The sequence below is a fragment of the Paenibacillus sp. FSL K6-2524 genome (genome assembly GCF_038005525.1).
In the GTDB taxonomy this organism is placed as follows: Bacteria; Bacillota; Bacilli; order Paenibacillales; family Paenibacillaceae; genus Fontibacillus; species Fontibacillus anaericanus.
The window spans coordinates 4084244-4104370 of sequence record NZ_JBBOSP010000001.1 but is presented as its reverse complement, the minus strand read 5'-3'; the positions used below and the strand labels follow the sequence as shown (position 1 = coordinate 4104370).

Sequence of the window (20127 nt, the reverse complement as noted above, 5' to 3'; positions counted from 1 at the left end):
CAATGAACATAGAAGTGAACGCCATTTTTCAAATTGCAGGCATCGGAATTATTATCGCCATGATTCACACGGTGCTGAAGCAAATGGGCAAAGAAGACATGGCACATTGGGTGACGTTGATCGGGTTCGTCGTCGTGCTGTTTATGGTGATTAGGCTGCTTGACAGTCTGTTTCAGGAAATTAAATCGATCTTCTTATTCCAGTAGGTGAACTAACGGTGGAAATGATCCAGATTGTAGGACTTGGTCTCTTAGCAACGATATTGATTCTAGTTATTAAAGAGCAAAAGCCGATCTTCGCTTTTCTGATCGCAGCAAGCACAGGAATCATCATTTTCATGTTTCTTATCGGGAAAATCGGTGGAATCATCGAAGTGCTTGAGCAATTAGCAGAGTCTTCTGGGGTACAGATGATCTACCTAAAGACCATTCTCAAAATAATTGGGATTGCCTATATCGCCGAATTTGGGGCGCAAATCGTCAGAGATGCTGGACAAGAGAGTATTGCTTCCAAAATCGAACTTGCAGGAAAAGTACTGATCATGGTGCTGGCCATTCCAATTATCAGCATTATCATTGAAACGGTAATGAAGCTGTTGCCAGCTTAGAAGAAATGGGGACAAGGGATGAAACAATTTGACCTGACATGGAGACAAAAAACATTGGTCCTCATTGTCCTCGGATTTCTGCTCTTCTTTCCGATTAAGTTGTTTGCTGAGGGTACTGACGATGGTTGGGTACAGCGTCAGGCACAGGAACTCCCAACGGATCAGGTTGAGTCATACTGGCAGCAGTTAATGAAGGATTATGGAGGATTTTTTCCAGATCAGAATATGCCCTCTTTCATAGATATGCTAGTTCAAGAAGATAGCGGCTTCAATTTGAAGACGGGCTTATCTGGTCTGATGAAATATATGTGGCATGAAGTATTGTATAACGGTCACATTTTGGTGACCATCGTAATTCTCTCCATATTCAGCATGATACTGGAGACGTTACAGACGGCGTTCGAACGCAAACAAGTGAGTAAAGTTGCCTATTCGATTTGCTACATGGTCATTCTTATTCTGGCGATTAATAGCTTTCATGTCGCCATCTCCTATGCAACATCAGCTATCACAGGAATGATTGACTTCATGATGGCTATGGTTCCGCTACTGTTCATGCTACTTGCTTCGATGGGGAACGCGGTAACAGTAACGGTGACACATCCGCTAGTCGTCTTCATGGTCCATACGGTTGGGACAGTCGTTCATACAGTGGTGTTCCCCTTATTGTTCTTCTCAGCCGTACTGCATATCGTGAGCTCACTATCAGATAAATACAAATTGACTCAATTGGCTAATCTCTTGCGGACCGTAAGTATGGCACTTCTTGGTTTACTGCTCACTGTGTTCCTCGGTGTCATTTCTGTCAAAGGGTTTACGGGGTCTGTGGCGGATGGAGTCACCCTCCGTGCTGCTAAATATTTAACTGGGAATTTTGTGCCGGTTGTGGGTAAGATGTTCGCTGATGCTACGGATACAGTCATTTCTGCTTCCATGCTAGTGAAAAACTCAATTGGTCTAGTAGGTGTCATTATCCTGTTGTTCCTTTGTGCTTTTCCTGCAATAAAAATACTGACGCTCGCGCTGATCTTTAATCTGTCGGCCGCCGTCATGCAACCTCTAGGAGATTCGCCGATAGTTACCTGTCTAGCTACCATCGGTAAGAGCATGTTGTACGTGTTCGCTGCGCTTGCCGCAGTGGGGTTGATGTTCTTCCTTGCCATCACGATTATGTTAACAGCAGGCAACATCACGGTAATGATGAGGTGAATAGCAGCGTTAATAAGGCGGTGAATCCCTATGACTTGGATTAGTGAGTGGCTGAAGGAAATAATTTTCGTAGTCTTGATCGCCGTTTTTATTGAACTTCTTCTCCCGAATCGTTCCATGGAACGATATGTGAGATTCGTCGTCAGCTTGCTCATTCTTCTAACGATACTCTCGCCGATCATACGGTTGTTCTCAGGTGATACGGAACAGAAGCTTGCGACGGCACTAGCGGACAATATTAACGGCCTGGAAGGTTACTCCACCAATGAGAGTACTGCACTCATTTTAAAGCAAGGTGAAGAACTTAAGAAAAAACAGGAAGTTGAGTCCCTGCAGTGGGCTGGTGAGGAAGCGGCAAGACAAATGAAGGAACAGATCCAAAGAGAGATCGGGCAGCCGATTGAAAGAGTTGCCGTGAAGTTGGTTACCAAGTCTACAGATGAAGGAAAAACGCAGGGGAATTTTGGTTCCAAACAGACCGAGCTGTTGATCTCATCTGTTGAGGTTTTCATTGGACAATCGATGACGGTGCAAGACCCGAAAAGTAGTAAAGAAGGAATAAGCGGTTCGGAAATTACCATTCAGTCGGTAGAAGAAGTAACAATAAACGTTGATTTACAACAAGATGTACCCATGATCAAAGATAAAGGCGAAAAAGGAGATAAAACTGCGATGGTAAGCACAGAGGACACTCCTTTAATCGATGATGAGACTAGCGTCCTGACCCAAGGGAAAGACGAAGCTACAGTTGAGCGTATCAGAGAATTACTATACAAAGAATGGGGCGTATCAAAGGAAACGATCACTGTTATGAAGCGAGAAAATCAAGAAAATTGATTCTAAGGGGGTGAGGAACCTTGCCAAACTGGTTGAAGAAATTTGAACTTTGGTTAGGAAAAGGTACTGATGGGAAAAAGAGTGCGTATACTTTCCGTCTGCTAATTATCTTGGGTTTGATTGGGCTCGCCATTATGTTATTTAACTCATTTGTAAACGTGAAACAGATCGACACGAATGGAGCGGGAAGAGAACCTCCGGTTACACAAGATATGCCAACCTCTGCATTAGTAAATGATGGAACGGAAGACAATTCGTTTGATGGAATTGAACTCTCGTTAGAAAATAAGACGAAAGAAATTTTGGAGAAAATTGTCGGTGTTGGCGCGGTTGATGTGCTTGTCACAATTGACTCGACAGAAGAAATCATCGTGCAGCGTAATGTGAAGGATACCCAAGAACTGACAGAAGAGACTGATGCAGGCGGGGGAAAACGACATGTTACACAATATACACGAGATGGGCAAATTGTTACCTATTCGGTTTCTGGTGATGAACAACCCATTATTACGAAGAAGATAAAGCCAAAGGTTCGAGGTGTACTCGTTGTAGCACGAGGCGCTGAGAATAAAACAGTCAAAAGTTTAATTGTGGATGCCATCGAAAAAGGGTTAAATGTTCCGGCATATCGTATTTCTGTCGTTCCCCGGAAACAATCGCAGTAGTGATCGTAGTAACACGGATGTTCAGGTCCATTTTTATATAAAATCTATCATACTTTTAGGAGGAATTTTACAATGAAATCCAAAAGACAGACGGTATGGCTCGTATCAATGCTCAGCTTGATGGTTGTTCTCTCCGCATACTATTTATTTTTTACAGAGGATTCAGGCAGTACTACTCCACCGTCAGCGGATGGAGCTCAGGTTACAACAATGGATTCGGGTACTTCAAATGGAGATGATGTGGTTCTCTCAGAAGTGTTGACAGGCGACGATGCTAACAATCTTACTACGGATGCAACGGATGAAGTTGTTACCGAAGATATTGCGACCCCTGAAGGTACAACTGTAGATACTCCTGCTGAAGAAACTACTAAGAGCGATTCAGAGTTGGGAACAACAGAAAAAGGAACGACAACGACAGAGACAGGGACAACAGATGCGGACGTTCTGAAGCAATTGGAGTCTGAGGGTTTAACTGGTGCCGATACACTTACGGCTTATCAGCTTGAACGTAATGAGAACAATATTAAGAAACAAGATGAATTGCTTCAAGCCATTAGCGACGATAAGAAAACTTTAGATGAGGCAGCCATGGCTCAGCAGCAATTAGGTGCTTTAGAAGAGAAAGAAGCGAAGATCACTGATATTGAAGAACGCCTTCAACAGCAATATGCTAATGCAGTGGTGACAGAGGATAACGATAAATATAAAGTAGTCGTAGTTAGTGAGAAGCTTGGAGCGAAAGAAGCCGTAGGAATTATGGATCTAGTGATCAAAGAACTAGGCGTTTCCCAAGACAAGGTAAGTGTTCAGTACGTAACGGAGTAACTTATATACACTTGAAAAGCTATTAACGGTAGTATATTGGGAGAGTCCAGGGCAATCTTGGGCTCTTTCCATTTTGAATGATTGTGATATAATACATAAAGTTATGGTATAAATGGCCCAGGCTTTCCGATAAAGCTGAAGGAGTGAAATGAAGAATATGTTCAAATTAGACGAAATTAAAGAATTGATTGAATTGATGGATAAAACGACTCTCCATGAACTTGAAATTGAAAACGAAGGTGCTCGTTTGTGTATTCGTAAATTTGGTAAGAGTGAGGGGATACTCGTTCAACCGTCTGTTCTATCTGGGGCTTCGCATCCAGGTGTGCCAGCACATGTATCTGCTGATTCGATCAACGTTGGTCAAGTTGTAGAGTCAACGACTCAAAGCCCAAGCGTACCGGATGCAAACTTACATACGATTGTTTCTCCGATGGTCGGTACATTCTACCGATCTTCTTCCCCGGATGCCAATCCATTTGTTAATATTGGGGATAAGGTCGGCGACAAGACAACCGTCTGCATTATCGAAGCGATGAAGCTAATGAATGAGCTCGAAGCTGAAGTAAAGGGTACAATTATTGATGTTTTGGTAGAAAACGGACAACTAGTGGAATACGGACAGCCTCTCTTTCTGGTGAAGCCGGAGTGATCGGTCTGAAGGCGTCTACAAAATCATGGCGCTTATCTAGCTTTCCAAGGAGGATGCGAAACAGTGAAATTTCATAAAATATTGATTGCGAACCGCGGGGAAATTGCAGTTCGGATTATTCGTGCTTGCCGCGAGCTTGGTATTTCTACCGTGGCTGTGTACTCGGAAGCGGACAGGGATTCGCTACATGTCAGGCTTGCGGATGAAGCATATTGCATTGGTCCAACTCTGTCTAAGGACAGTTACTTGAATATTTCAAACCTGATTAGTGTGGCAACATTGACTGAATGTGATGCCATCCATCCGGGTTATGGATTTCTTGCAGAGAATGCGGATTTCGCTGAAATCTGCGGTTCATGCAACATTACTTTTATTGGTCCTTCCCCGGAAGCCATTACAAAAATGGGCGACAAAGCCGTGGCGAAGCAAACCATGAGAGATGCGAAGGTTCCTGTTATTCCAGGTTCCATCGGCGTGGTAGAAGATCTCGAAGAAGCCATTCTTATTGCAAGAGATATTGGTTATCCTGTCATTATCAAGGCAACTGCTGGTGGTGGTGGGAAGGGAATTCGATTGGCCGAAGACGAGTCTTCGCTCATTCAACAGATTACAACGGCACAACAAGAAGCTCAAAAGGCTTTCGGTAATGCAGGCGTGTATCTGGAGAAATATTTGACCGGTATGAAGCATGTAGAAATTCAAATTATTGCTGATAAGCACGGTAATGCTGCTTATTTGGGTGAACGCGATTGTTCCGTTCAGCGTAGACGGCAGAAGCTAGTTGAAGAAGCACCTTGCCCAGTTCTCTCACCTGAGAAACGTAAGGAAATGGGCGAAGCGGCTGTTAGAGCAGCATTGGCCGTGAATTATTCTGGCGCAGGAACACTTGAATTTTTGCTTAGTCCAGATGGTCAGTTCTTCTTCATGGAGATGAACACACGGATTCAGGTGGAACATCCCGTTACAGAAATGGTGACAGGAATCGATCTAATTCAGGAAATGATTTCGGTAGCTGAAGGGAATCCACTCTCATTCACGCAAGATGAAGTACAGATCAACGGTTGGTCAATTGAGTGTCGGATTAACGCGGAAGATCCTTTCCGGAACTTTATGCCTTCTCCTGGGAAAATTGGTTTTTATCTTGCACCGGGTGGACCAGGAGTCCGTGTAGATAGCGCAGCCTATCCAGGATATACAATCTCTCCTTATTACGACTCTATGATTGCCAAACTGATTGTTTGGGGTCCTACACGCGAGATTGCGATCGCCAAAATGAAACGTGCCTTATCTGAATTTGCGATTGAAGGTATTCATACGACGATCCCTTTTCATCAGAAATTGTTGGAGCATCCTACGTTTATTAAGGGTGATTTCGATATCAAATTTTTGGAAGAAAATGAGATTTAGATATTGTCTCTTTGTTTGTCATAATGAATCCGAAATGATATAGTATTTATAATAAGTGCGCTAGTCTCTTCGATGTGAGGCAACGTCATACTTATTGAGAGGTGGATGAATAGAATGAGTACAGTGCCTACCGAATTTGAACGAACAGATATTGGTGAAATTCAAATTGCTCCTGAGGTAATTGAAGTCATTGCAGGTCTTGCTACAGTTGAGGTCAAAGGTGTCGCAGGAATGAGTGGCGGATTCGCTGGAGGTATTGTTGAACTCTTGGGAAGAAAGAATTTGTCCAAGGGTGTTAAAGTGGAAGTAGGCCAACGTGAAGCGGCTGTTGACGTCTCTGTTATTGTGGAGTTTGGTCATCGTCTTCCTGAAGTAGCTACCGAAATTCAACGCAATGTTAAACGTTCTATCGAAACAATGACTGGTCTCACAGTGATTGAAGTGAATGTACATATTCACGATGTAATCTTTAAGGCAGTGGAGAGAGTCGAAGAGGTAGAGTTGACCCACAGAGTGAAATAAATTGCATTGATAAACCCCCGACTTACGTCAGGGGTTTACTATACTTTCAGAGTAGAACTTTTAGATGTAGTTCAAAAAGTCATTTTTTGATCACTCACATTTTAAGGAGGCTGTACCCGTCGTGGCCAAAATTTTGGACAGACTTTTGCTGTTCATTTACAGCTTAAGTATCGGAATCATTTCTGTCATCGCCATCCTCCTGCTGACGAACGTCGTGCCATTATCACTAAATAGCACAGAAGAGAAAAACCTCTTAATCGTAACGTTGGTAGTTGCCGTAGTGTTGTTCCTCTTAAGTATCCGTTTCTTCTATATTTCTGTTCGACGGGATCGTAACTCGTTGCCATCGATTGATCAGCGTACCGAGTACGGAGATATTCAAATCTCTGTAGAAACGATTCAGAACTTAGCTTATAAGGCTGCTTCTCGTGTTCGGGGAATCAGAGAGGTTAAGACAAGAATTCGAATTACGGATGCAGGTATGGAAGTTATGGTACGAGCCATGGTAGATGGAGAATCTTCTATACCGGCTTTGACCGAAGAAGTGCAAAAACAAGTCCATGATCATGTGGAGGACATCACTGGCATTCCCGTTTCTTATGTTTCGGTGTATATTGCCAACCTTGTCCAATCAACTACTGTGAAAAACCGGGTTGAATAGGGGTGAGTAACCCGATGTTTTGGAGACAATTGTGGGAGAGTTATAAGGGACGTCTATTAGGTGTAGTGGCGGCCGTGTTTTTTTGCCTAATTTATCTGTATTTCGGATTTTGGAATATGCTGTTCTGCGCACTTTTGTTGTTTGTTGGATATACAGTTGGCAAACACAAGGATGTAGGTCAAGGTCCACTTTTCCCTTGGAAGGAACTTCGGGAATGGTTGGAGTCTCGATGGCGCCCCTTTAAATAATTCCTGTGATATGCTTTCTCCGGAAAAAGAGCTGCGATTTCATCTTGCCCATTTTTTGTGGAGAGAGCGTGTCAAGGGATTTTTTTGTTTGAAATGATTTACCCATAAGAAAATGTGATGATTCGTATCGTTTTGGATCATCATGAAGGTAAGAAGAAAATGTTCCGTGAGTGTCATGAGTAAGACGTACCCGAAGGGGTAAAGCGTTCTTAACGCCAAAGTATAGCGCATCCCCACAGGGGACAGCGGGTAGGAGCGCCTCTTCCCAACCAATCTTCCCTAAGCGGGTGTCCCAAAGGTGGTCAACCCTTGGGGCCTTTCCTTACGGTAAGGGAGGGTTTGGGATGGATGGGTTCAACTATTAAGGAGGAAACACATGAAACGACGACTAGCTAGAGAAATTGCCATACAAAGTCTGTATCAAATGGAAATGAATGAAGTAGAAGCTGAGGAAGCTGTAACCATGTTAATTTCTGAAGCAGCAGGAGAAAACGAAAGTGAAGTGGATTTGTCCGATGTGGATGCCACTAAAGAATTTGTCTTGGAAATTGTAAACGGTACTTGGGAACGTAAAGTGGAGATCGATGAACTCCTCGTTGACTACTTGAAAGGGTGGCATATCAGTCGCTTATCCAAAGTAGATCGACAAGTGCTTCGATTAGCTGCGTATGAAATGATTTACCGTGATGATATTCCAAGCAAAGTTGTTATCAATGAAGCGATCGACCTTGCGAAGCATTTTGGAACGGAAGATTCTGGGAAATTCGTGAACGGTGTTCTAGGGAAAATGATTCATGAAGTGGATGAAATTAAAAGTAAAAATTAATGTCTGCAAGTTGTAGAGATAAATTGGGGTAAAGGGGAGAGAGTGACATGACTGCACAACTTATTAGTGGAAAACAAATTTCTGAGGAAATACGCGGAGGACTCCGCAAAGAGGTTGAACAATTGTTAAGCCAGGGATTAACACCCGGCCTTGCGGTCGTTCTTGTCGGAGAAGACCCAGCTTCGCAGGTTTATGTGCGTAATAAAGAAAAGGCATGTCAGGATCTCGGCTTTTATTCGGAAGTTCACCGTCTTCCAGCGTCCACTTCTGAGGAGGATCTCTTAGCCTTAGTGGATAAGTTAAATCACCAGGATAGCATTCATGGTATCCTCGTACAGCTTCCTTTACCACAACATATTCACGAAAAGTCTGTTATTGATGCGATTTCAGTGAAGAAAGACGTTGATGGATTTCATCCTGTAAATGTAGGCAATCTCATGATCGGTGACGATAGTTTGTTGCCTTGTACACCTGCTGGAGTGATTGAATTGATCAAACGGGCAGGAATTGATATTTCTGGCAAACATGCGGTAGTGATCGGACGTAGCAATATCGTAGGTAAACCTGTATCACTTCTGTTACAACGGGAGAATGCAACCGTAACAATGTGCCATTCCAGAACGGCAAATATGAAGGAATTGACTAAGCAGGCGGACATTCTTGTTGTGGCTATTGGTCGCGCAAACTTTGTTGATGCTTCTTTCGTAAAACCAGGTGCAGTAGTTATTGATGTAGGTATGAACCGTTTGGATAATGGAAAATTGGCTGGAGATGTAGATTTTGAGAGTGTAAAAGAAATCTCCGGTCCGATTACACCTGTCCCAGGCGGTGTAGGCCCAATGACGATCACAATGCTAATGATGAATACAGTACTTGCGGCTAAGAGACTAAAAGGTCTAGCGTAATATCTGGGGAGGGGCAGCGCCTATGGAGCAGCGAATTTATTCCATCAAGGAATTGAACCGGTATATCCGGATGAAGCTGGAGTCGGATACGCTGCTGTCGGAAGTTTGGATACGTGGTGAAATTTCGAACTTTACGCATCACTCTAGCGGACATATGTATTTCACCTTGAAAGATGCTGAGAGCCGAGTTAAAAGTATTATGTTTGCTTCGCACAATCAGCGACTACCTTTTATACCAAAGGAAGGTGCTCGTGTAATTGCTCGTGGCAATGTGTCGGTGTACGAACGTGATGGACAGTATCAGTTCTATGCGACACATATGCAGCCAGATGGAATAGGGAGCTTGTATCTAGCTTTTGAACAATTAAAACAAAAGCTAGAGCGTGAAGGGCTGTTTGCCCCAGAGCGTAAATCACCTATACCACGGTTTCCCCGTGTGATCGGTGTGGTTACGTCCCCCACCGGAGCGGCTGTGCGCGACATTTTAACTACGCTCTCACGTCGATATCCTCAAGCAGAGGTTGTTCTGTATCCCGTGTCGGTACAGGGTAAAGGCGCAGCACCATCGATCATTCGAGCGATTCAAACGCTGAACGATATGAATGAGGCTGATGTCCTAATCATTGGCCGTGGAGGCGGATCTTTAGAAGAACTGTGGGCGTTTAATGAAGAGGCGGTAGCACGTGCGATCTACGAATCGGAAATTCCTATTATCTCGGCTGTTGGCCATGAGACAGACTTTACTATTGCCGATTTCGTTGCGGATCTACGCGCTGCTACGCCAACTGCTGCAGCGGAGCTTGCCGTACCTCACGTCGCCGAGCTGAAGGCGCAGCTGAACCAGCGTGAGCAAGTGCTGCAGCGTGCCTTGCAGCATCAAGTGTCACAAGCGCGTGAGCGACTTCGGCGTCTGCAGCGATCACCAGCGCTGCTTCAGCCGCGGCGAAGTTTACTCCAGCATGCTGTGCGGCTGGATACGCTTCAATCTCGCTTAGTGAGCAGGATGAAATCGCGTACTCAGCTCACGATTTCGACTCATGGTCGCCTCAATGAGCGATTGCTGCGTTATCATCCACAGGATGCGCTAAAGATGGCTAAGCGTAGACAGAGTGAAGCCGGGCGTCAGCTTCGCGGGGCCATGAATGCAATGTTTAGAGAGAAGTCACAGCAGTTGACCTCTGGCATCCGGCAATTGGATGCACTCAGTCCGTTGAAGGTTATGGCACGGGGATATAGCCTCGTATATGACGAACAAGGGAAGTCTTTAATTAAATCACTAAATGATGTGGAGCTTGGTGATCGGGTGAAGGTAAAAGTGACTGACGGCGAGCTGGATTGCCAAGTATGGGGTATGAAGCGGGGAGGAGACGATCATGAAACAGGAGAAGCAAATTAATTTTGAGGATGCCATGAATCAATTGGAAGATGTCGTGTCGCAATTGGAGAATGGGGATGTTCCCCTTGAGAAAGCAATTGATCTGTTTCAGAAGGGGATGCAGCTTTCGCAGCTTTGCAGCCAGAAGCTGGCTCAAGTGGAACGCAAAATCGAAATGATCGTAGAGAATGACGGAGACATTGAGAAAAAACCTTTTGCTCCACAAAGTGAGGAGAGCGGTGATTCTCTTGGATAAATCGTCCATTCGCGACTATATAGAAGCTGTTTCCAGTTTGGTGACTTCTTCTCTTCAAGATATCGTACCTGGTTCGTGGGAAGTTCCTACGAACCTTAGGGAATCGATGGAATACTCGCTTATGGCGGGGGGCAAGCGACTTCGGCCACTCCTTGTCATTGCTGCGGCGGAGTCGTTGGGCGGAAGCCGAGAAGCGGCTTTGCCCGTCGCTTGCGCCGTGGAAATGGTTCATACCTATTCGTTGATTCATGATGATCTTCCCGCAATGGATAACGATGATTTCCGGCGTGGTAAACCAACGAATCATAAGGTGTTTGGTGAAGCCATGGCAATCCTGGCGGGAGATGGTCTTCTGACACATGCCTTTTATAGTATTATTCAAACAAGCCGGCAATTTGGAATTACAGCAGAGTCTGCACTAGCGATTGTGGAGGAGCTGTCTTTGTTCGCTGGACCTGCGGGTATGGTAGGTGGTCAAGTTGCTGATATGGAGGGTGAGCAAGGTCTCACTGAGCTGGACCAACTGCGTTATATCCATCAGCACAAAACAGGTGATCTTATCGTGTTCTCCTTGAAAGCGGGAGGAAGAGTGGCTGGGGCTTCCGAACAGCAGCTTGCTGCACTGGAACAGTTTGGCCGGGCAATTGGTCTTGCGTTTCAGATTCAAGACGATATCCTTGACCTTATCGGCGATGAGGGGAAATTGGGAAAGAAAACCCAAAGTGATGTGAAGCAACAGAAAGTAACATATCCGTATTTTATCGGTCTGGACAACTCGCGTGCCGAATTGGAAGCATTGACCCGTACTGCAAAAGGAGCCATAACGAGTGGTCTTATTCCGAATCCAGAGAAACTGCTGGATATCGCAGATTATTTAATGGAGCGGGATCATTGATCGCACAAAGATTTCGATTCAGCTATTCATATGATATAATGAGTGCTATTAACTACGCGAGACAACTTTTAAGGAAAGCGGGGAACTCGTATGCTGCTTTCGAAAATTAATGAACCTAATGATTTAAAGAAATATTCGGTTGAGCAATTAACGGTTCTTTCTTCGGAAATCCGGCAGTTTCTAATTGAGAAGCTATCGGTAACGGGTGGACATCTTGCCTCTAATTTAGGGGTAGTAGAATTAACGATTGCACTACATTATTGCTATAACAGTCCGGTGGATAAATTTATTTTTGACGTGGGTCATCAGGCTTATGTGCATAAAATATTGACGGGAAGAATGGATAAGTTCGACACACTACGGAAGCATAATGGTATGTGTGGTTTTGTTAAGCGGTGTGAAAGTGAACATGATGTATGGGAAGCAGGTCATAGCAGCACTTCGCTTTCAGCAGCAATGGGGATGGCATTAGCTCGCGATCTCAAGGGCGAGAATAATAAAGTAGTTGCAATTATTGGCGATGGATCTCTAACTGGCGGGATGGCATTTGAAGCATTGAATCATATAGGTCATGAGAAGAAAGACCTTATGGTTATTTTGAATGACAATGAGATGTCGATAGCTCCAAATGTAGGGGCGATGCATAATTATTTATCGAAAATTCGCTCTGACAAAAATTATTTGCGCGCCAAAGATGAAATTGAGCAGTTATTGAAGAAAATCCCGGCCATTGGAGGTAAGTTAGCCAAGACAGCCGAACGTTTGAAGGACAGTTTGAAATATATGGTGGTATCGGGTGTTCTGTTTGAGGAACTAGGTTTTAAGTATCTGGGACCTGTCGATGGACATGATATACATGGATTAATTGAAGCTTTTAAACAGGCGAATAATGTTGGCGGTCCAGTGTTGGTGCATGTATTGACCACCAAAGGGAAAGGATATTCTCCGGCGGAAGAGGATTCACATAAATGGCATGGGATTTCACCATACAAAATTGAGTCAGGACAAGTGTTGAAAGCGGTAGGCAATCCTATGTATACCGAAGTGTTTGGGAAGACACTAATTGAACTTGCCGAGCAGGATAAGCGTATTGTTGCAGTTACACCAGCAATGCCAGGTGGTTCGGGCTTAGTTAAATTCGCCGAACGATTCCCTGATCGGATGATCGATGTTGGTATTGCTGAACAGCATGCGGCAACGATGTGTGCGGCAATGGCTATGGAAGGGATGAAACCGGTCTATGCCGTCTACTCGACTTTTATGCAAAGAGCATACGACCAAATTGTCCATGATATTTGCCGTCATAATGCCAATGTTATGTTTGCTATTGACCGAGCAGGCTTTGTAGGCGCCGATGGGGAAACTCATCATGGTGTTTATGATATTGCGTTTATGCGCCATATACCGAATATCGTATTGATGATGCCTAAGGATGAGAATGAGCTACGCCATATGATGAAGACGGCGCTTGAGTATAATGATGGACCGATTGCTTATAGATATCCACGTATTAATGTACCTGGAGTACCTCTGGATGAGGTCCTTACCCCTATTCCGATCGGAAGCTGGGAGAAGGTACGTGAAGGCGAAGGATTTGCCATTATAGCTGTTGGACCGATGGTACAGGTGGCGGAAGAAGCAGCGGAAATTCTGAAACGTGAAGGTGTATCGGCAAGTGTAGTTAATGCTCGCTTCATCAAACCTCTCGATCACACCATGCTGCTTAATTTAGCACGCGAGGGCAACAAGATGGTGGTGCTGGAAGAAGCTTCGCAAGCAGGTAGCTTGGGGAGTGCAGTCTTAGAATTTTATGCGGAGCAAGGAATTTCCGGCGTGGACGTCTCACTACTTGGAATTCCAGATCGCTTTATAGAACATGGTTCGATAAAGGAACAATTGGATGAAGTTGGTTTGACGGCGGAATCCGTCGTTCGTGAGATCAAGAAGTTCCGTAGCGAGCATCAGTTTACTTATGGCAAGAAGGTCAAACCGTCTTAAGTTACGGTACCTTTGGGGCCGATGAGAGTCAGGAGAATTTGATGTCTGTTTCCAAAGAACGTATTGATGTCCTGTTGGTGGAACAGGGGTATTTTGAAAGTAGGGAAAAAGCAAAGGCTGCGATTATGGCTGGACTTGTATTTGGAGGACAGGAGCGAATCGAGAAGGCGGGGACCAAGATCCCTCGAGATACACCTTTAACAGTTAAAGGGGCCGTTCATCCTTATGTTGGCCGTGGTGGGTTGAAGCTAGAAAAGGCCCTAAAAAGATTCAACATCGATATGAATGGTCGTGTGATGCTTGATATTGGCTCTTCGACCGGAGGATTTACCGATTGTGCTCTGCAGCATGGGGCCAGTTATGTGTATGCTATTGATGTTGGTTACAATCAGTTGGATTGGTCGCTTCGTAATGATGAGCGGGTTAATGTGAAAGAACGGACCAATTTTCGTTATATGACCCCCGAAGATCTAGATGGACCAAGTCCGGATTTCGCTAGTATAGATGTATCCTTTATTTCTTTGAAGATTATTTTACCAACTCTTTTTACACTGCTGAAGAGACCTGCGGATATCGTTGCTTTGATAAAGCCACAATTTGAAGCAGGACGTGACAAGGTTGGTAAGTCTGGAGTTGTACGAGATCCCAAAGTTCATTCCGAAGTTTTGGAGACAGTTCTCCAATTTGCACTCGAAGGTGGGTATGGGTTGAAGGAGCTGACCTACTCTCCGATTACAGGTGGGGAAGGGAATATTGAATTTTTGGTCCATTTGACTCTTGATGAACAAAGTGAAAGTGCTAATACTATCGATATGAGTTACATCAAGGATATTTCCAAGAAAGTGGTCGCTGAAGCTACGGATACCTTTACAGGAAGCCCATCGAAGTGATGGGCTTTTTGTATACTTGATATCAGAACGAGTGTTCGATATAATGAATAAAAATGCATAATTCATTATTTTCCTTGATGAATTATGCTGTTATAACAGGAGCTTGAGATCATTCGTCGAATTAAATCCTTGAGGTGATTTCGATGGGACATTATACCGATGGACTATTGATGGTACTCATTACAGGTATTGTGATTTTCCTGATTTATCGTGGATTACAATCTTGGGTTCGCAAACCATTTACGTTACGATCAGGGATCGGGTTTCATTATAATGAGGAGATCATGGAACATCCTGCGGTAGACCTTCTAGAGCAGTCAGGATTTGAGATCGTCAGTGACAAGCTTAAGGTGCCACTCGTTTTCAAGGTAAATGGAAATGTGCTGCACAGCCGTTTGTTTATCGACTACATAGTGACGAAGAACAGAGAAATGTATTTAGTCAAGACATCTAGGGAACGGCTAACATTAGAATGGACTGGCAGTGGTGTACGTAGAGAACTCCTGCCATATTTACTTCTATATCCAGAATGTGCTGGTGTGCTTTATGTGGACACTGATCTTGGAGATATCAAGGAAATTGCCTTAACAAGTGATGAAGACGAAGATGAATCAGCCCATTAAGGGCATTTGGAGGACAAGATGAAAGGTCAAAGACATATTAAAATTCGTGAAATTATTACTGGACAGGAAATCGACACGCAAGATGAATTGGTAGAAGCACTACGTAAAGCAGGATTTCAGGTAACGCAAGCAACAGTATCACGCGATATTAAGGAATTGATGCTGATCAAAGTACCAACAGATGAAGGTAAGTATAAGTATTCCTTGCCAACGGCTCAGCGGTACAATCCTGTACAAAAACTGCAGCGTTCATTGGTGGATAGTTTCGTACATATCGATCACACAGGAAATCTTGTTGTTGTAAAATGTCTTCCCGGAACAGCCAACTCGGTAGCTGTATTGATCGATAATATGGAATGGCCGGATTTGCTCGGAACCATTTGTGGGGACGATACGATTCTGCTTATTTGTAGAGACGAGAAGTACAGTCACTTTATTATCGAACAAATTATGGGTTTTATCTCTTAATTATTGAATTGACTTTTTTTAGGCGAAGGGAGTTGTACTCACCTTGTTAGTCCATTTATCGATTCGGAATTTAGCAGTGGTGGAAGCGGTGGACGTAAAGTTCTACCGTGGTTTTCACGTGCTCACAGGAGAAACAGGAGCGGGGAAATCGATAGTAATCGATGCGCTGGGTCTAATTGCTGGGGGCCGGGGGACGGCTGATTTGATCAGGTATGGCTGTGAAAGAGCAGAAATGGAGGCTTCCTTCGACTTGCCTGAAGCTCATTCAGTGTGGAAGACACTTGAGGGATTAGGTATTATTGCCGACCAAAAGGAATCATTAATCATTCGCCGGGAGATTAGCCATCAGGGAAAAAGTACTGCCAGAATTAATGGGCAACTCGTCAATTTATCTATGTTACGCGAAGTGGGCGAACAATTAGTCAACCTTCATGGTCAACATGAACATCAGAATCTTCTTCGCCCAGAACGCCATTTGAGTTTGCTCGATGCATTTGGTGCGGAATCCATCAACTCAATTAAGGCGAAATATCAAGAGACGTATGCTTCTTTTGTCAAAGTGGATAAAGAATGGAATGAATTACGAAATAATAGCCAACAAGCGCTTCAGATGCTTGACTTGTATCGGTTCCAATTAGAGGAAATTGCTGCAGCTGGTTTAAAACTGGGTGAGGATGAATTTCTTTCTGAAGAAAAGGTCAAGCTATCTCATAGTGAGAAGACTATGGGTTCAATCTCTGAGGCATACAACCTTCTGCATGGCCCCCAGGGTTTGGAGGCAATTGCTAAGGCCGTTTCAAGACTTCAAGATGTAGCTGGATACGATAGCAATGGAATTAATCCATTATTAGAGCAATTGCAATCGGCGTATTATCAATTGGAGGATGCTTCGTTTGGTCTTCGGAGTTACCGTGAGAACATTGAATTTAATCCCAGCAGATTGGAAGAAGTTGAAGATCGGTTGGATTTGATCTCTTCATTACGTCGTAAATACGGTGATCGGATAGAGGGTATCTTGGAGTATTACGAGAAAATATCTCGGGAGACGGAGACGTTAGAGAATAAGGATGAACTCTTAGAGAAGCTGGAGGCTACCAGGGACAAACTGCTGAACCGTTTGCTTCATGAAGCCGGGGAACTAAGTGACATCCGTCAGAAGAACGCTGAGGAGTTGGCGCTTCAGATTGAAAGCGAACTGAAGGATCTGCAAATGGGGCGGACATCTCTTCAAGTAAAGCTTAATTGGAATGAAGATGCCAACGGTTTCGAATGGAAAGGTAAGCGAGTTAGACCAGGTAAGCAGGGGATCGACAGTGCTGAGTTTCTAATTTCCCCGAATCCTGGAGAACCATTAAGACCACTAAGTAAAATCGCCTCTGGTGGGGAGTTATCACGAATGATGCTGGCACTTAAGAGTATCTTTGCTAAACATGATGAAGTGCCTGTCCTGATATTTGATGAAGTGGATACGGGTGTCAGTGGGCGTGCAGCCCAATCGATTGCCGAGAAATTATATACATTATCAAAGTCTTGCCAGGTATTCTCCATTAGTCATCTTCCTCAAGTTGCTTGTATGGCTGACCGGCAATATTTGATTGAAAAGGTAGTGGAAGGGGATCGCACGATGACTTCAGTTGAAGCATTATCTGAAGAAGGGCGAGTCCATGAGTTGGCACGTATGCTTGGTGGCGTGGAAATAACGGAAAAAACATTGCATCACGCACAGGAGATGCTGAAGTTGGCACAGGCACAAAAGGATTCATTTTAGTGTTCGGAGCAATGTTTGACAGTAATAAAAGACTACACCGGGGGTATCTTATAGGTACGCAATTGGCGACCACCTTTTCGTCAAGCGAAAGAAGCAAAGGGAGCGTGACAGCCATTGAACCCAAACCTCAGGAAAAGATTGCTCGGTCTTTTACTTGCCTTCTTCTTTTGTTTTCTTGGCACATCTGCAGCTGAGGGGCAACTGCCCTTTATGCCAGGCGAAATGCGATTATTTCAGGGGCAGAATGCGCAAATCCATTCGGCTTTGCCTGTACAGGCAGAAGTCAGTATGGATCGGCCCGATGTGATTATGCTGAATGGCGGGAATAGCTCCTCCATGAAGGTATCCCTCGGAAATCCGCTCAATCTCTCCTCGTTAAGCAGTGGGGAAGCGAATCTTCGCATGAAGTTATTCGGTCAAATTCCATTAAAGACTGTAAAGGTTAATGTCATTCCCGACTTGAAGGTTATCCCTGGCGGGCAAACGATTGGTGTCAAAGTTAAATCGGCAGGGATCTTGGTAGTGGGGCATCATCAAGTGAATACGAATGACAGCAAAGTATCACCCGGAGAAGTTGCGGGTATTCAAGTCGGGGATTTGATTACCCATTTGAATGGCACTACATTGAAGGACGTAAAAGAAGTGGGCGAGATTGTTGAAAGATCTGGCGATGTAAAGAAACCGCTAAAAGTTACTTATAAGCGGAAAGGGAAGGAATACTTTACCTCCTTGTCACCTGCCTTTGATAAAGAGGATAAAGCTTGGAGATTAGGTCTTTATATTCGAGATTCAGCTGCTGGTGTCGGGACTCTTACTTTTTTTGCTCCTGAGCAGGGCGTGTATGGGGCGTTAGGCCACGTTATTACAGACATGAACACACAGACACCGATCGTTGTTGGCAGCGGAGAGATTCTTCAATCCAGTGTAACTTCAATTTCTAAAAGCGAAAGTGGAGAACCAGGCGAGAAGAGAGCTCATTTTCTGAAAGAAGGAAAAACTCTCGGTAATATCGAGCGAAATACTCCTTTTGGAATTTTTGGGAAAATGTCTGAGAATCCAGAGCATAGCGTTTATAATAAAGCGATTCCTGTGGCTTTTTCTGAAGAGATAAAAGAAGGATCGGCAGAGATTTTAACGGTTGTAGAAGGCCAACGTGTAGAACGATTTAAGGTCGAAATCGTACATGTATCTCGCCAAAGCTCTCCAGAAACAAAAGGACTCGTGCTACGTATTACGGATCCCCGACTTATTGATAAAACCGGTGGTATTGTTCAGGGCATGAGTGGCAGCCCAATCATTCAGAATGGAAAACTAATTGGTGCCGTTACACATGTGTTTGTCAACGATCCACGGTCCGGATATGGATGTTTCATTGAATGGATGCTTCAAGATGCTGGAATTCTTCAAGGGAATCAACAGAAAAATCTTAAGGCGAGTTAGACGCCTTAAGATTTTTTTTATAAAGAAAAGGGGAATAATTCGTATGTGATTGTCGAAAAGTAACGAATAGAATCATAATATGTAAATAAATATATTATTATATATCATACATAAAAAAAAATAAAGAAAAATAAATTTCGACAGAAGGGATTTACATTTGCATGTCGAATCCTTATTCTGGAAGAGAAAAATATAATTTATGTAATTATTCTAAGGAGGAAGTAGTCGGTGCAGAAAATAGAAGTGTTGTTGGCGGATGATAATCGGGAATTCACAAGTTTACTTGCTGAATACATTTCGGAACAAGACGATATGGTCGTCTCAGGTATTGCTTATAATGGCGAAGAAGTTCTGGAAATGATCGAGAATGCTCCTAAGGTTCCGGACGTATTAATTCTAGACATCATTATGCCACATCTGGATGGACTAGGTGTGTTGGAGCGTTTGCGTGATTTAAATATGTCTCCACAGCCTAAGATCATTATGCTGACAGCTTTCGGACAAGAGAACATTACACAACGTGCAGTACAACTTGGAGCTTCATATTACATTCTCAAACCATTTGATATGGAGGTGCTGGTCAATCGAATTAGACAACTTGTCGGCGTACAAAGCCTAACGATTGGCGGAGCTCAAACTTCCGTGTTCACAAGATCGAACGTAGTGCCCCTTGGTAAGGGCAAGAACCTGGATGCGAATATCACTTCCATTATCCATGAGATCGGGGTTCCTGCGCATATTAAGGGTTATCAATATCTACGTGAAGCGATCACAATGGTTTACAACAACATAGAAATACTTGGTGCGATTACCAAAACGTTATACCCTGCGGTAGCTGAGAAATTCAAAACGACACCATCTCGTGTCGAACGTGCGATCCGTCATGCTATTGAAGTCGCATGGACACGTGGCAACATCGACAGCATCAGCCACCTTTTCGGCTATACCATCAACATCAGCAAATCCAAACCAACGAACAGCGAATTTATTGCCATGGTAGCTGACAAGCTGCGGATTGAGCATAAGGTTAGTTGAAAGGGTTAGGGG

Annotated in this window: 23 protein-coding genes; all 23 read left to right on the top strand. The window is 43.9% G+C overall.

The features are described 5' to 3' along the window. The first annotated feature begins 2 nt into the window (after nucleotides 1-2). The 23 genes from spoIIIAC (at nucleotide 3) to spo0A (ending at nucleotide 20115) form a co-directional block, all read left to right on the top strand. Nucleotides 3-206: a stage III sporulation protein AC gene (spoIIIAC, locus tag NST85_RS18915; RefSeq protein ID WP_009225775.1), complete on the top strand. Its 204-nt coding sequence runs from the start codon at nucleotides 3-5 to the stop codon at nucleotides 204-206. 11 nt (nucleotides 207-217) lie between these two features. Beyond that, nucleotides 218-607 (top strand): stage III sporulation protein AD, encoded by a 390-nt coding sequence (gene spoIIIAD / locus NST85_RS18910; protein ID WP_127190966.1) that lies wholly within the window; start codon nucleotides 218-220, stop codon nucleotides 605-607. Between the two features lie 18 nt (nucleotides 608-625). Beyond that, complete coding sequence (gene spoIIIAE / locus NST85_RS18905) at nucleotides 626-1816, top strand: stage III sporulation protein AE (protein WP_127190965.1); 1191 nt, start codon at nucleotides 626-628, stop codon at nucleotides 1814-1816. Nucleotides 1817-1846: 30 nt separating this feature from the next. Next, nucleotides 1847-2653, top strand: a complete 807-nt coding sequence (gene spoIIIAF / locus NST85_RS18900) for a stage III sporulation protein AF (protein WP_127190964.1) — start codon at nucleotides 1847-1849, stop codon at nucleotides 2651-2653. Between the two features lie 20 nt (nucleotides 2654-2673). After that, nucleotides 2674-3318, top strand: coding sequence for a stage III sporulation protein AG (spoIIIAG, locus tag NST85_RS18895; RefSeq protein ID WP_341190085.1), 645 nt, complete (start codon nucleotides 2674-2676; stop codon nucleotides 3316-3318). 72 nt (nucleotides 3319-3390) lie between these two features. Then, a complete protein-coding gene (locus tag NST85_RS18890; RefSeq protein WP_127190962.1) occupies nucleotides 3391-4146 on the top strand; it encodes a SpoIIIAH-like family protein in 756 nt (251 codons plus the stop codon). A gap of 157 nt (nucleotides 4147-4303) precedes the next feature. Continuing rightward, complete coding sequence (gene accB / locus NST85_RS18885; protein ID WP_127190961.1) at nucleotides 4304-4798, top strand: acetyl-CoA carboxylase biotin carboxyl carrier protein; 495 nt, start codon at nucleotides 4304-4306, stop codon at nucleotides 4796-4798. Between the two features lie 63 nt (nucleotides 4799-4861). After that, nucleotides 4862-6205, top strand: a complete 1344-nt coding sequence (accC, locus tag NST85_RS18880) for an acetyl-CoA carboxylase biotin carboxylase subunit (protein ID WP_127190960.1) — start codon at nucleotides 4862-4864, stop codon at nucleotides 6203-6205. Between the two features lie 114 nt (nucleotides 6206-6319). Then, nucleotides 6320-6727 (top strand): Asp23/Gls24 family envelope stress response protein, encoded by a 408-nt coding sequence (locus NST85_RS18875; RefSeq protein ID WP_127190959.1) that lies wholly within the window; start codon nucleotides 6320-6322, stop codon nucleotides 6725-6727. Nucleotides 6728-6848: 121 nt separating this feature from the next. Continuing rightward, nucleotides 6849-7388: an alkaline shock response membrane anchor protein AmaP gene (gene amaP / locus NST85_RS18870; protein ID WP_127190958.1), complete on the top strand. Its 540-nt coding sequence runs from the start codon at nucleotides 6849-6851 to the stop codon at nucleotides 7386-7388. 14 nt (nucleotides 7389-7402) lie between these two features. Continuing rightward, nucleotides 7403-7636, top strand: coding sequence for a DUF2273 domain-containing protein (locus NST85_RS18865; protein ID WP_127190957.1), 234 nt, complete (start codon nucleotides 7403-7405; stop codon nucleotides 7634-7636). Between the two features lie 376 nt (nucleotides 7637-8012). Then, nucleotides 8013-8462 carry a transcription antitermination factor NusB gene (gene nusB / locus NST85_RS18860; protein WP_127190956.1) on the top strand — a complete coding sequence of 150 codons (450 nt, stop codon included), beginning with the start codon at nucleotides 8013-8015 and terminating at the stop codon, nucleotides 8460-8462. A gap of 47 nt (nucleotides 8463-8509) precedes the next feature. Then, nucleotides 8510-9367, top strand: coding sequence for a bifunctional methylenetetrahydrofolate dehydrogenase/methenyltetrahydrofolate cyclohydrolase FolD (gene folD / locus NST85_RS18855; protein ID WP_341190084.1), 858 nt, complete (start codon nucleotides 8510-8512; stop codon nucleotides 9365-9367). Nucleotides 9368-9389: 22 nt separating this feature from the next. Further along, nucleotides 9390-10763, top strand: coding sequence for an exodeoxyribonuclease VII large subunit (xseA, locus tag NST85_RS18850; protein ID WP_127190954.1), 1374 nt, complete (start codon nucleotides 9390-9392; stop codon nucleotides 10761-10763). Next, nucleotides 10741-10998 carry an exodeoxyribonuclease VII small subunit gene (gene xseB / locus NST85_RS18845; protein ID WP_127190953.1) on the top strand — a complete coding sequence of 86 codons (258 nt, stop codon included), beginning with the start codon at nucleotides 10741-10743 and terminating at the stop codon, nucleotides 10996-10998. The genes xseA and xseB overlap by 23 nt, the downstream gene beginning before the upstream one ends. Beyond that, a complete protein-coding gene (locus tag NST85_RS18840) occupies nucleotides 10970-11893 on the top strand; it encodes a polyprenyl synthetase family protein (protein ID WP_425464323.1) in 924 nt (307 codons plus the stop codon). Before xseB ends, NST85_RS18840 begins: the two co-directional genes overlap by 29 nt. Nucleotides 11894-11983: 90 nt before the next feature. Next, a complete protein-coding gene (dxs, locus tag NST85_RS18835) occupies nucleotides 11984-13891 on the top strand; it encodes a 1-deoxy-D-xylulose-5-phosphate synthase (protein WP_127190951.1) in 1908 nt (635 codons plus the stop codon). Between the two features lie 41 nt (nucleotides 13892-13932). After that, nucleotides 13933-14781, top strand: coding sequence for a TlyA family RNA methyltransferase (locus NST85_RS18830; protein ID WP_307395949.1), 849 nt, complete (start codon nucleotides 13933-13935; stop codon nucleotides 14779-14781). 143 nt (nucleotides 14782-14924) lie between these two features. Further along, on the top strand, nucleotides 14925-15404 hold the full coding sequence (locus NST85_RS18825) for a hypothetical protein (RefSeq protein WP_307395947.1): 480 nt from the start codon (nucleotides 14925-14927) through the stop codon (nucleotides 15402-15404). Between the two features lie 18 nt (nucleotides 15405-15422). Continuing rightward, entirely contained in the window at nucleotides 15423-15872 is a 450-nt protein-coding gene (gene ahrC, locus NST85_RS18820; protein WP_127190948.1) for a transcriptional regulator AhrC/ArgR, read from the top strand. A 43-nt stretch (nucleotides 15873-15915) separates the two neighbouring features. Beyond that, the gene (recN, locus tag NST85_RS18815) at nucleotides 15916-17640 is read left to right on the top strand and encodes a DNA repair protein RecN (RefSeq protein WP_341190083.1); all 1725 of its coding nucleotides are present in this window, start codon (nucleotides 15916-15918) and stop codon (nucleotides 17638-17640) included. Between the two features lie 114 nt (nucleotides 17641-17754). Then, complete coding sequence (gene spoIVB, locus NST85_RS18810) at nucleotides 17755-19080, top strand: SpoIVB peptidase (RefSeq protein ID WP_341190082.1); 1326 nt, start codon at nucleotides 17755-17757, stop codon at nucleotides 19078-19080. A 228-nt stretch (nucleotides 19081-19308) separates the two neighbouring features. Beyond that, complete coding sequence (gene spo0A / locus NST85_RS18805) at nucleotides 19309-20115, top strand: sporulation transcription factor Spo0A (RefSeq protein WP_307395940.1); 807 nt, start codon at nucleotides 19309-19311, stop codon at nucleotides 20113-20115. The last annotated feature ends 12 nt before the right edge of the window (nucleotides 20116-20127 follow it).

Excerpts from the sequence above, each read along its gene's own strand:
- xseB (WP_127190953.1), top strand. The coding sequence starts at position 10,741 with ATGAAACAGGAGAAGCAAATTAATTTTGAGGATGCCATGAATCAATTG.
- accB (WP_127190961.1), top strand. The coding sequence starts at position 4,304 with ATGTTCAAATTAGACGAAATTAAAGAATTGATTGAATTGATGGATAAA.
- NST85_RS18865 (WP_127190957.1), top strand. The coding sequence starts at position 7,403 with ATGTTTTGGAGACAATTGTGGGAGAGTTATAAGGGACGTCTATTAGGT.
- NST85_RS18875 (WP_127190959.1), top strand. The coding sequence starts at position 6,320 with ATGAGTACAGTGCCTACCGAATTTGAACGAACAGATATTGGTGAAATT.
- dxs (WP_127190951.1), top strand. The coding sequence starts at position 11,984 with ATGCTGCTTTCGAAAATTAATGAACCTAATGATTTAAAGAAATATTCG.
- folD (WP_341190084.1), top strand. The coding sequence starts at position 8,510 with ATGACTGCACAACTTATTAGTGGAAAACAAATTTCTGAGGAAATACGC.
- nusB (WP_127190956.1), top strand. The coding sequence starts at position 8,013 with ATGAAACGACGACTAGCTAGAGAAATTGCCATACAAAGTCTGTATCAA.
- NST85_RS18825 (WP_307395947.1), top strand. The coding sequence starts at position 14,925 with ATGGGACATTATACCGATGGACTATTGATGGTACTCATTACAGGTATT.
- xseA (WP_127190954.1), top strand. The coding sequence starts at position 9,390 with ATGGAGCAGCGAATTTATTCCATCAAGGAATTGAACCGGTATATCCGG.
- spoIIIAC (WP_009225775.1), top strand. The coding sequence starts at position 3 with ATGAACATAGAAGTGAACGCCATTTTTCAAATTGCAGGCATCGGAATT.
- spoIIIAE (WP_127190965.1), top strand. The coding sequence starts at position 626 with ATGAAACAATTTGACCTGACATGGAGACAAAAAACATTGGTCCTCATT.
- ahrC (WP_127190948.1), top strand. The coding sequence starts at position 15,423 with ATGAAAGGTCAAAGACATATTAAAATTCGTGAAATTATTACTGGACAG.
- NST85_RS18830 (WP_307395949.1), top strand. The coding sequence starts at position 13,933 with ATGTCTGTTTCCAAAGAACGTATTGATGTCCTGTTGGTGGAACAGGGG.
- spoIIIAF (WP_127190964.1), top strand. The coding sequence starts at position 1,847 with ATGACTTGGATTAGTGAGTGGCTGAAGGAAATAATTTTCGTAGTCTTG.
- NST85_RS18890 (WP_127190962.1), top strand. The coding sequence starts at position 3,391 with ATGAAATCCAAAAGACAGACGGTATGGCTCGTATCAATGCTCAGCTTG.